Source organism: Cellulomonas sp., from assembly GCF_035634735.1.
Lineage (GTDB): Bacteria > Actinomycetota > Actinomycetes > Actinomycetales > Cellulomonadaceae > Cellulomonas.
Window position 1 is genome coordinate 1 of sequence record NZ_DASQCJ010000022.1, and the last position, 10,419, is coordinate 10,419.

Consider the following 10,419-nt stretch of genomic DNA (forward strand, 5'->3'; position numbering starts at 1 on the left):
GCGCCCTCGGGGTCGACGAGACGGATCTCCCGCTGTACGCGCTGGCGCAGTTCGGCGACCGAGCACTGGTCGGCGTCGGGCAGGACCGCGTCTTCGACGGCGTGGGCGACCTGGAACGACAGGTCCGCCAACCCGGCGGTCAGGACCTGGGCCTTGGCGGCGTCGAGGTGACCGACTTCCAACGCTTCCCGGGTCGCGCCGAGCATCCCGTCGAGCACCAGGGCCCGGTGCACCGTCTTGGTCGCCGTGACCCGCGGCCACCCCAGCCGCATCGCGAGCTCGTCGCCGGCCACGCACGCCTGCGTGGGCGGGGCACCGGCGAGCGGGGACCACTCGGGGCTCATCTCGTCCCGGGAGGCCAGCTCGGCGATCAGGCCGAGGGTGCGGGCGTGCTGGTAGGACTCGATCCGGGTCTGCGCGGCGATCACCTCGACCAGGACCGCCGAGGGCAGCACGTCCGGGTCCAGGCACCGCAGCCAGGCGTCCAGCTCGGGCCCGGGCGGGAACGCCCCGATCGCCTCGATCTGCCGCTGCTCACCCGTCCGCGGCGCCCCACCCGCGGCGACGACGGGGTCCGGGCCGAAGTCCGTCAGGCACGTCCCGTCAGGCCCGTAGACCGGCAGCACGACGGCGGCGACCGGGTCGCCGTCGGAGTGTTCCTGCAGGTCAGATGCCATGGAACGACACTACCGACGGCCACCGACACGACCCCGGCGACCGAGCCCCGCCCTGGGGACGGAGCACGACCACCGCACCTGTGGACGACTCGGCGCCCCGCAGCCGCGCGGCGGGTCCCGCGGGTGGGCCCCGCGGGCGAGCCCCGTTGCCCCGGCAGGCCGACCGCCCGCCGGCACAGACCGCGACCGATGACGCGCGAGAGGCCCGCCCCCCGGTCGGGGACGGGCCTCTCGGCACTCGAGTGGAGGTGGCGGGAATCGAACCCGCGTCCGATGACGTGGAACCAGGACTTCTCCGGGCGCAGTCTGCTGCGCTTTTCTCGGCCCCCACCATCACGCAGACGAGTGGTGGACAGGCTCAGTCACCTGAAAGTCCCCGCAGCCCCGGTGACGAGGACTGCGAGCAGTGGCTCCCTAGATGACGCCAGGAACTGAGTCGGAAGCTAGCTCAGGCTGACGGACTTCGAGGCTCGCTCAGGCGGCGAGGGCGAAGTCGGTGCGCTTGTTATCGGCACCTATGGGTTTACACGGATCGTTAGCGAGATAACCGTGTGTCCTCGGCCCGCTTCTCCTGGCTCGACGATCACCGTCGAAACCGATCACCCCCATGTGGAGTTGTCAATCGCCGCGCCCCTCGCCCGGTGGCCCTCACGGGTCCCCGGCCGCCGGTCGCAGCAGGTCCAGCATACGGGTGCAACGCCGCAGCCCGCACCGTGATTCCCGCCGCGCTGCGCCCGGCACCGCCGGCGGCACCCCGACCGCACCCCTCGACCTGCGCCCCGCGACCCGGCGCGGCACCATCGGGCCAGACGCCGCCGAGCACCGCGCGGCACGCAGCACCCGAGGACCGACCATGCCACACCCCCACCCCGAGCACCCCCACCCCCGCCCCGAAGACCGCGACGCCGACCCGCGCGACGGCCGCCACGAGACCGCCACCGAGCGGATGGACCGGAACTGGAACGAGCTGCTCCAGGAGCTCCGCGTCGCGCAGACCGGCGTGCAGATCCTCACCGGCTTCCTGCTGACGGTGCCGTTCCAGCAGCGGTTCCTCGACCTCGACTCCTACCAGCAGACCGTCTACCTGGTGCTGGTCGTGCTGGCGGTGACGGCGACGGGGTTCATCGTCGCGCCGGTGTCGCTGCACCGGATCCTGTTCCGGCGGCACCTCAAGCGGGAGCTGGTCGACTCCGCCGACCGGATGGCGCAGGCGGGGCTGGCGACGCTCGCGCTGGTGCTGGCCGGGTCGGCCCTGCTGCTGTTCGACGTCGTGGTCGGCCGGACGGCGGGCTGGGTCGCGGGCGCGGCGGCGCTCCTCGGGCTGCTGGTGGTGTGGCTGGTGCTCCCGCTGCGCCTGTCGCACCGGGCGCGACGCGAGGGCGACTGACGACCCCGCGCGCGGGCGGTCAGCCCCGCAGCAGCCGCGCGATGACCCGCGACCCCGCGGCCGGCGAGGCGTGCGGCGAGCCGGTCACCGCCCCGAGCAGCAGCGCGATGTTGGACACGCTCACCACCGCGAGCGCCGTGTCCCAGTCGCCCTCGGCCGGCTCGGGGTCGCCGGGGTGCCGCGCGCGCCCGATCTGGCCCGCGAGCTCCCCGAAGCCCTCCTCGTAGAACGCGCCGATCTCGGCCCGCGCCTCGGGGTGCCGGACGGCGAACGAGAGGATCTCCAGCGACAGCAGCAGGTCGGTCTCGTCGACCATGGTGTGCAGCGCGGCCGACACCTCATCCTCCAGGCCCTCCTCGCCCAGCCCGGGCAGGCACGGCTGGGCCGGGGCGCCGGCGATCTGCCGGCGGGCGACCTCGAGGAACAGCTCGTGCTTGGACCCGAAGTGCGCGTACACGGCGCCCTTGGTGTACCCGGCGTCCGCGGCGATGTCCCCGAGCGACGCCCCCTCGTAGCCCTGCCGCGCGAAGGCCCGGGCGGCGGCGTCGAGCAGCTCGGTGCGGGTGCGGCCGGCGCGCTCGGCGCGGCGCTCCTCGGCCCGGCCGCCGCCGCGGCGCCCCACGCTCTCCGAGGCGTCGGCGAGCCCGCGCGACGCCTCGCGGAGGCTCGCGGCGACCGCGTCCGAGACCTCGGGCACGACCGACTGCACCTGCTTGCCGATGAGGCGGGTCAGCGCGGCGGTCGCGTCGGCGAGCGCGCGGGTCGCGGCCCCGATCGAGTCGTCCGCGGGTGCGGTCCCGCCGTCGGGCGTCTCGTCGTCCTGCCTGCGTGCCATGCCGCCATCCTAGGCCCGATCGGGTACCGACCGGTATGTCGATCGGGTGCCGCCCAGCAAACACCCGCTCACCTGCGCCGTCACACGCCGAGCACCGACGAATACCCACTGGTATCTCAACGCCACATGCTGCTACGTTCCAGCAGGTACCGGTCGGTATGCGAGCCGACGGGCGACGAGCGAGGGAGCGGGAGATGGACGCAGCGGGTGTGCTGACCGTCCGCGGGCTGCGCAAGCGGTACCGCGGGCGCGGCGGCGTGCAGGCGAACGACGGGATCGACCTGGAGGTGGCGGCGGGCCAGGTCGTCGGCCTGCTCGGCCACAACGGGGCGGGCAAGACGACGCTGGTGAACCAGGTCGTCGGGCTGGTCCGCCCCGACGAGGGCAGCATCCACCTCGACGGCGTCGACGCGGTCGCGCAGCCGGCCGAGGCGCGCCGCCGCACCTGCATCCAGGCGCAGGCGAACGTCCCGATCACGGGCCTGACGCCCCGGCGCGCCATCGAGCTGGTCGGCCGGATCCGCGGCGGCGGGCGCGGGGACGTGCGCGCCCGGACGGACGCGCTGCTCGACGCGCTCGACCTGCGCCCCTGGGCCGACACCCCGGCGGAGAAGGTGTCCGGCGGCATCGCGCGGCTGACCGCGTTCGCGATGACCGTCGTGACCCCCGGCCGCCTCGTCGTGCTGGACGAGCCGACGAACGACGTCGACCCGGTCCGCCGCCGCCTCCTCTGGGGCCAGATCCGCGCGCTCGCCGACGAGGGCCGCGCCGTGCTGCTCGTGACGCACAACGTCCGGGAGGCCGAGCGCGTGGTCGACCGGCTCGTGGTGCTCGACCGCGGCCGGGTGCTGGCCGACGACACCCCCGCCGGGCTCACGGCGCACCTGCAGGGCACGCTGACCGTGGAGGCGGACCTCTCCCCCGGCGCCGTCGACGCCGGCTGGCGCTGGCACCCCGCCGTCCGGGAGGTGGCGAGCGCGCGCGGCCGCGAGGTCGGCACGGTCCGGGCCGCCGACGCCGCGGACGTCGTGCGCTGGGCGCAGGACGAGGTCGCGGCGCACCGCCTGGAGCGGTACGCCCTCACCCCGGCCTCGCTCGAGGACGTGTACGTCGACCTGGTCGGCCACGAGCAGCACGCCGCCGCCGACCCCGCCGACGCCGCCGACGCCGCGGGGGTGGCGGCATGACCACCGTCCGGCAGACCCTGCTGCTCACCCAGTGGCAGTTCCGCCGCCAGGCGACGATGCTGCCGCTGCTCGTCCTGGTCCAGGTGTTCCTGGCCATCGCGACGATCCTCGGCTTCGGGCTCGTCATCGGCGACCCGCCGCCCGACCAGGCGCTCTACCTGGCGACGGGCGCGCCCACGATCACGCTGGTCATGGTCGGCCTGGTGATGACTCCGCAGATGCTGTCGCAGTCCCGGACCGAGGGCAGCCTCGACTGGATGCGCACCCTGCCGGTGCCGCGCGGGTCGTTCCTGGTCAGCGACCTGCTGGTGTGGACGCTCATCGCCCTGCCCGGCATGGTGCTCGGCATCGTGACCGGTGTGCTGCGGTTCGACGTCGACCTGTCGCCCGCCCCGTGGCTGGTGCCCGCGACGCTGCTGGTGTCGCTCACGGCGGCGGCCGTCGGCTACGGCATGGCGTCGCTGCTCAAGCCCACCCTGGCGATGCTGATGACGCAGGTGCTCGTGTTCGTGGTGCTGCTGTTCACGCCGGTGAGCTACCCGGCCGACCGGATGCCCGCGTGGCTGCAGACCGCGCACGAGTGGTTCCCGTTCGAGCCGATGGCCCAGCTCGTCCGGTCCGGCCTCGCGAGCGACGCGTTCTCGGTGCCCGGCCGCTCGCTCGTCGTGCTGCTGGCCTGGTGCGCCGCGTTCGTGGCCGGGGCGACCTGGGCGCTGCGCCGGCGGGCGTGACCGCCCCGCGCGGCCCCGGCGACCCGACCGCGGGCGCCGGGGCCGTGCCTAGGATCGCGGGCATGCCCTTCCTCGCGACGTCCGCCGACGCGGCGGAGCACGGCCCGACGAGCAGCCTCGACGACGGGACCGCCCCCGACGGCACCACCACGCTCTACCTCGTCCGGCACGGCCGCACGGAGTTCAACACCGCCCGGCTGCTGCAGGGCTGGACGGACTCCCCGCTGACCGAGGACGGCCTGGCCGGCGTGCGCGCCACGGCGCGGGTGCTCGCGGGCCGCACGTTCGCCGCCGCGTACGCCAGCCCCGCCGGCCGCACCGTCGCGACCGCGCGCGAGCTGCTGGCCCCGCACCCGGGCGTCGGGCTCACCACCGACCCCGGGCTGCGGGAGATGCACTTCGGCGACCTGGAGGCCCGGCCGGAGGCCGAGCTGCTGGCCCTCGGCGACCCGGTCGAGCTGTTCGGGGGCATCCTCACCGGCACGTACCCGGGCCTGCCGGGCGCGGAGCGCACGAGCGACTACCTCGACCGCGTCGCCGACGCGTTCGGGCGGATCGAGCGGGAGCACGCGGGCGGCGGCGACGTGCTGGTGGTCAGCCACGGCGTGACCCTGCTGGCCTACCTGGCGATGGCCGGCACCGTGCCGATGGACCCGCTGGCCAACGCCAGCGTGTCGACCGTCCGGATCGGGCCGGACGGGGAGCGCGAGGTCCGGACGTTCGGCTTCGACCCGGCCGCGCAGGGCGCGCCGGGGCTGCCGGTGCCCGGCACGGAGCAGCCGGTGCGCTCGCCGGAGCGCCCGGACGGGGCCTGACCCCGGCTACCGCTGGTACACCTCGCGCCGATGGCCGAGGGTCACGACGACGACCACGAGCACGCCGTCGTCCACGGTGTAGAGGATCCGGTAGTCGCCCACCCGCACCCGGTACCCGTCCCGGCCGCGCAGGGCGCGCGCGCCCGGCGGCCGCGGGTCCCGCGCGAGCAGCGCGATCGCCGCCTGGATCCGCGGGCGGTCCTGGTGGTCGACCTTCCGGAGCGCCCGCACCGCCGCCGGACGGATGTCGACCCGGTAGGTCACTCCCAGCCCAGGTCGGCCCTGACCTGCGCCCAGGGCAGGTCGTCGCCCTCCTCCGCCACCGCGGCGTCGAAGGCGGCCAGGTCCTCCTGCTCCTCCAGCGCGTCGCGCATCCGCTCGTACTCGGCCGCGCTGACGATGACGACCTCGGCGTGTCCGCGCCGGGCGACGACGACCGGCTCGCGCTGGGCGCGCTCGATCACGTCGGCGAAGTTCTTCCTGGCGTCCGCCACCCCGATGGTCGACATGCGACCAACGTACAACTCGCCGGCTCTCCTGTACACGGACGACCCGGCGTCCGCCACCCCTGGCCGGTCCCGCCGCCGCCGAGCAGGATGGGCGCCATGGACCTGCCCGTGATGCCGCCCGTGTCCCCGATGCTGGCCAAGGCCGTGCCGGAGATCCCCGACCTCGGCCACACCGAGCCCAAGTGGGACGGGTTCCGCACGATCGTGTTCCGCGACGGGGACGACGTGGTGCTCGGCAGCCGGAACGAGAAGCCCATGACGCGGTACTTCCCGGAGCTGGTCGAGTCGATCCGGGCGAGCACCCCGGAGCGGTGCGTGCTCGACGGCGAGATCGTCATCGTGTCCGGCGACCGGCTCGACTTCGACGCACTCCAGCAGCGCATCCACCCGGCGGAGAGCCGCGTCCGGCTGCTGGCCGGCGAGACACCGGCGTCGTTCGTGGCGTTCGACGTCCTGGCGCTGGGCGACGAGGACCTCATGCGCACGCCGTTCGGCGACCGGCGGTCGCGCCTGGTCGACGCGCTCGGCGCCACGATCACCGGCGACGACCCGCGCGTGCACGTCACGCCGGCGACCGCCGACCTCGCGGTCGCGCAGGAGTGGTTCACCCGGTTCGAGGGCGCGGGGCTGGACGGCGTCGTCGCGAAGCCGCTGGACGGCACCTACCAGCCGGACAAGCGCACGATGTTCAAGGTCAAGCACGCCCGCACCGCCGACTGCGTCGTCGCCGGGTTCCGCTGGCACAAGTCCGGCGACGTGCTCGGCTCGCTGCTGCTGGGGCTGTGGACCGACGACGGCCGGCTGCAGCACGTCGGCGTCGCCGCGTCGTTCCCGATGGCCCGGCGCAAGGCCCTCGTCGAGGAGCTGGCGCCGCTGCGCGCCGACGACCTGTCGCAGCACCCGTGGGGCGACTGGGCCGACCAGTCGGCGCACGAGGGGAAGCGGATGCCGGGCGCGGTGAGCCGGTGGAACGCGAGCAAGGACCTCTCGTTCGTGCCGCTGCGCCCCGAGCTGGTGGTCGAGGTCGGCTACGACCACATGGAGGGCGACCGGTTCCGGCACACGGCCCAGTTCAAGCGGTGGCGCCCGGACCGCGACCCCGCGACCTGCACGTACGCCCAGCTGGAGGAGCCGGTGAACTTCCGGCTGTCGGAGATCCTCGCGCCCCCGGCGTGACCCGGCCGAGGGCGCGGCGCCCTCGACGCGCGCGGCGCGCGGCCCGCTCGTAGGGTCGGACGGGTTCTCAGCACCGACCGCGGAAGGACCCCGTGATGAGCGCCTCCGTCCCCTCGCGCACGCCCGGCAAGCCGCACGACGTCGTCGTGATCGGGTCCGGGTTCGGCGGCCTGTTCGCCACGAAGGCGCTGGCCGACGCGCCGGTCCGGGTCACCGTGATCGACGGCACGGCGACGCACCTGTTCCAGCCGCTGCTCTACCAGGTGGCCACCGGGGTGCTCTCGGTCGGCGAGATCTCCCCCGCGACCCGCGACGTGCTCAAGAGCCAGCGCAACGCCCGGGTGCTGCTGGGCGTGGTCACCGACATCGACCTCGAGCGGCGCGAGGTGGTGTCGTCCTCGCCGCTGGGCGAGACCCGCACCCGGTACGACAGCCTCGTCGTCGCCGCCGGGTCCGGGCAGTCGTACTTCGGCAACGACCAGTTCGCCGACTTCGCCCCGGGCCTGAAGAGCATCGACGACGCGCTGGAGATCCGCGGCCGGGTGTTCGGGGCGTTCGAGCTGGCGGAGCTCGCCACCGACCCCGCCGAGCGCGCGCGGCTGACGACGTTCGTCGTCGTCGGCGCCGGCCCCACGGGCGTCGAGATGGCCGGGCAGCTGGCGGAGCTGGCGCACCGCTCGCTGCGCGGCTCGTTCCGGAGCCTCGACCCGACCCAGGCGCGGATCCTGCTCGTCGACCCGGTGCCGAAGGTGCTGCCCGGCAACCCGGAGGAGCTGCAGGACGCCGCGGCGCGGGTGCTGGAGGGCCTCGGCGTCGAGCTGCTGATGGGCCACAAGGTGGTCGACGTCGACGCGTCCTCGGTGACCGTCGAGGACGGCGACGGGAACCGCACCACGATCGAGTCGCAGACCAAGGTCTGGGCCGCGGGCGTGCAGGCCTCGCCGCTCGGGAAGCAGCTCGGCGAGAAGACCGGCGCGGAGGTCGACCGCGCGGGCCGGGTCCGGGTGGAGCCGAACGGCTCGCTGCCGGGCCACCCCGAGGTGTTCGTCGTCGGCGACATGGCGCTGCGCCCGGGCGTCCCCGGCGTCGCGCCCGCCGCGATGCAGACCGGCCGGTACGCCGCGCAGGAGATCGTCCGGCAGGTCCGCGGCGAGCCCAGCGCGGGGGCGTTCCGGTACCAGGACAAGGGGTCGCTCGCGACCGTGTCCCGGTTCCAGGCCGTCGCGAAGATCGGGCCGGTCAAGACGGCCGGGTTCGGCGCGTGGCTGCTCTGGCTGGGCGTGCACCTGTTCTACCTGGTGGGCTTCAAGAACCGGATCACGACGCTGCTGCACTGGGCGGTGAGCTTCATCGGCCGCGGCCGGTCCGAGCGCACGGCGACCTGGCAGCAGGTGGTCGGCCGGGGCGCGCTGCGCTCGCGCGGCGTCGACAAGCCGACGGTGCCGACGCGCGAGGTGCTGGACGACTGACGCGAGCCCCCCGGACGCGCACGAGCCCCCCGCGCAGCGGCGCGGGGCTCGTGCGGATCAGCGGGGCTCGCGGGCGAACGCCGCCAGCTCGTCCTCCAGCAGCGGCAGCAGCGCCGGGTCGGTGAGCGAGCGGAAGTGCCCCGGCGTCGCCAGCCGCACGTTCCGGGCGCCGGGCAGCTCGCTGCCGGTCGGGATGTGCGGGTCGAAGCAGGTCGCCACGGACACGATGCGCCCGTGGTCGGCCCGCTGGGCGGCGAGCGCCGTGAGCACCTCGTCGTCGGGCAGGAACGTCCGGATGGACCGGAGCGGCAGCAGCCGCGCGTAGGGGGACCCCGAGAACGGCGTGTTGATCGCGACCATGCCGAGCACCCGGTCGCCGACGTCCTCCCGGCCCATGACGCTCTTGCCGATCAGGCCGCCCTTCGAGTGCGCGACGACCACGACCCCGCGCAGGTCGGCCTCCACCAGCTGCGCCGCCGCGAGGTCCGCCATGTCGGGGACGCTCCCCCGGTTCAGGCCGAACGGCGCGACGACGTGCACCGGGTGCCCGCCGGCGAACAGCCCGCGCGCCAGCGGCTCGAGGAACCGCCAGGTCTCCCACACGCCGGGCAGCAGCAGGACCGGCGGGCGGCGGGGGCGCGCGGGCCGGGTGTACGAGTCCGGGGACGTCCGGGACAGCAGCCCGCGCGCCTGCCGCCAGCCGGCGTAGGCGTAGTCCTGCCCCCACCAGACGGCGCGCCGCGCGGCACCGCCCGCGGTCAGCACGGGTCCTCGCGCACCCAGCGGGCGACCAGCGGCGCGTGGCTGGCCATCGCGACGTGCCCGGCGCGCGGCACCTCCCGGACGTCGGCCCGCGGCGCCAGCGCGCCCAGCCGGCGCGCCCAGGCCCGCGAGGACACCGGGTCGTGCTCGCCCCGCACCACCAGCGCCGGCCCCGGCAGCCGGGACACGGCGTCGGCGGTGTCGTACGCGAACATGTGCGGCAGCACGGCCGAGTACCAGAACGGCCCGGTGCGCAGGTAGTCGCTGGCCACGACGGCGTTGATCCCGAGCGGCTCGTGCAGCCCGTCCTCCGCCAGCCGGGCCGCCTGGCGCAGCACCGAGGGCGCCCCGGGGTCGACGACCGCCCCGATCAGCACGACGCGCTCCACCACGTCGGGCGCGCGCAGCATCGCCTCGGCCACCACCTGCGCGCCCATCGAGTGGCCGACGAGCGTGGCGCGCCCGATCCCCCGGTGCCGGAGCACGGCGAGCACGACGTCCGCGAGGTCGCCGACCGTGGGGACGCGCGCGGGCCGCGGGCTGCGCCCGAACCCCGGCAGGTCGGGGACCAGCACGCGGCGGTCCGTCGCGAGCTCGCGGGTCAGGCCGCGGTAGTACCGCTCGGAGACGCCGATGCCGTGCACCAGCACGACCGCCGGGTCGTCCGGGCGCCCCACGTCCGTGACGACGACGCCCGCGGCCGGGTCGAGCCCGCGCGGGCGGGCGCCGCCGACGGTGCGGGCGAGCAGCCGCCCCGGGTGCCGGCCGCCTGCGCGGTCGGGCTCGGGGACGGCGAGGGGCGGCGGGAACGGCACGGACGGGGCTCCTTCGGGTCGGGGGGACGGGTCGGGGGGACGGGTCGGGGGGACGG

11 protein-coding genes, 1 other RNA gene and 1 pseudogene are annotated in these 10,419 nt (G+C 75.4%); 6 read left to right on the top strand and 7 right to left on the bottom strand.

Features of this window, described 5'->3' with window-relative positions; translation table 11 throughout:
• Both VER05_RS02075 and ssrA read right to left on the bottom strand, forming a co-directional pair.
• Positions 1 to 677 (bottom strand): annotated as a pseudogene (locus VER05_RS02075) (hypothetical protein); the annotation flags it as partial.
• A gap of 240 nt (positions 678 to 917) precedes the next feature.
• Positions 918 to 1,284: a transfer-messenger RNA gene (gene ssrA / locus VER05_RS02080) on the bottom strand.
• A gap of 246 nt (positions 1,285 to 1,530) precedes the next feature.
• On the opposite strand from ssrA, the gene VER05_RS02085 reads away from it, so the two are divergent.
• Positions 1,531 to 2,064, top strand: a complete 534-nt coding sequence (locus tag VER05_RS02085) for a DUF6328 family protein (protein ID WP_324843744.1) — start codon at positions 1,531 to 1,533, stop codon at positions 2,062 to 2,064.
• A 19-nt stretch (positions 2,065 to 2,083) separates the two neighbouring features.
• On the opposite strand, the gene VER05_RS02090 is transcribed toward VER05_RS02085, so the two are convergent.
• Positions 2,084 to 2,899, bottom strand: a complete 816-nt coding sequence (locus VER05_RS02090; RefSeq protein WP_324843745.1) for a TetR/AcrR family transcriptional regulator — start codon at positions 2,897 to 2,899, stop codon at positions 2,084 to 2,086.
• 194 nt (positions 2,900 to 3,093) lie between these two features.
• Between VER05_RS02090 and VER05_RS02095 the strand changes: the two genes are divergently transcribed.
• From VER05_RS02095 to VER05_RS02105, 3 genes are all read left to right on the top strand, one after another.
• Positions 3,094 to 4,086 carry an ABC transporter ATP-binding protein gene (locus VER05_RS02095; protein WP_324843746.1) on the top strand — a complete coding sequence of 331 codons (993 nt, stop codon included), beginning with the start codon at positions 3,094 to 3,096 and terminating at the stop codon, positions 4,084 to 4,086.
• Positions 4,083 to 4,817 carry an ABC transporter permease gene (locus tag VER05_RS02100; RefSeq protein ID WP_324843747.1) on the top strand — a complete coding sequence of 245 codons (735 nt, stop codon included), beginning with the start codon at positions 4,083 to 4,085 and terminating at the stop codon, positions 4,815 to 4,817. The genes VER05_RS02095 and VER05_RS02100 overlap by 4 nt, the downstream gene beginning before the upstream one ends.
• 62 nt (positions 4,818 to 4,879) lie before the next feature.
• Positions 4,880 to 5,632, top strand: coding sequence for a histidine phosphatase family protein (locus tag VER05_RS02105; protein ID WP_324843748.1), 753 nt, complete (start codon positions 4,880 to 4,882; stop codon positions 5,630 to 5,632).
• A gap of 6 nt (positions 5,633 to 5,638) precedes the next feature.
• Here VER05_RS02105 and VER05_RS02110 read toward each other — a convergent pair whose 3' ends face one another.
• Both VER05_RS02110 and VER05_RS02115 read right to left on the bottom strand, forming a co-directional pair.
• A complete protein-coding gene (locus VER05_RS02110) occupies positions 5,639 to 5,896 on the bottom strand; it encodes a type II toxin-antitoxin system RelE family toxin (protein WP_324843749.1) in 258 nt (85 codons plus the stop codon).
• The gene (locus VER05_RS02115; protein ID WP_324843750.1) at positions 5,893 to 6,141 is read right to left on the bottom strand and encodes a type II toxin-antitoxin system Phd/YefM family antitoxin; all 249 of its coding nucleotides are present in this window, start codon (positions 6,139 to 6,141) and stop codon (positions 5,893 to 5,895) included. The genes VER05_RS02110 and VER05_RS02115 overlap by 4 nt, the downstream gene beginning before the upstream one ends.
• 96 nt (positions 6,142 to 6,237) lie before the next feature.
• Between VER05_RS02115 and VER05_RS02120 the strand changes: the two genes are divergently transcribed.
• Complete coding sequence (locus VER05_RS02120) at positions 6,238 to 7,317, top strand: ATP-dependent DNA ligase (protein ID WP_324843751.1); 1,080 nt, start codon at positions 6,238 to 6,240, stop codon at positions 7,315 to 7,317.
• Between the two features lie 95 nt (positions 7,318 to 7,412).
• The gene (locus VER05_RS02125; protein WP_324843752.1) at positions 7,413 to 8,786 is read left to right on the top strand and encodes an NAD(P)/FAD-dependent oxidoreductase; all 1,374 of its coding nucleotides are present in this window, start codon (positions 7,413 to 7,415) and stop codon (positions 8,784 to 8,786) included.
• Positions 8,787 to 8,843: 57 nt separating this feature from the next.
• Here VER05_RS02125 and VER05_RS02130 read toward each other — a convergent pair whose 3' ends face one another.
• Positions 8,844 to 9,551, bottom strand: coding sequence for a hypothetical protein (locus VER05_RS02130; protein WP_324843753.1), 708 nt, complete (start codon positions 9,549 to 9,551; stop codon positions 8,844 to 8,846).
• Positions 9,545 to 10,363, bottom strand: coding sequence for an alpha/beta hydrolase (locus tag VER05_RS02135; protein WP_324843754.1), 819 nt, complete (start codon positions 10,361 to 10,363; stop codon positions 9,545 to 9,547). Before VER05_RS02135 ends, VER05_RS02130 begins: the two co-directional genes overlap by 7 nt.
• Positions 10,364 to 10,419: the final 56 nt, after the last annotated feature.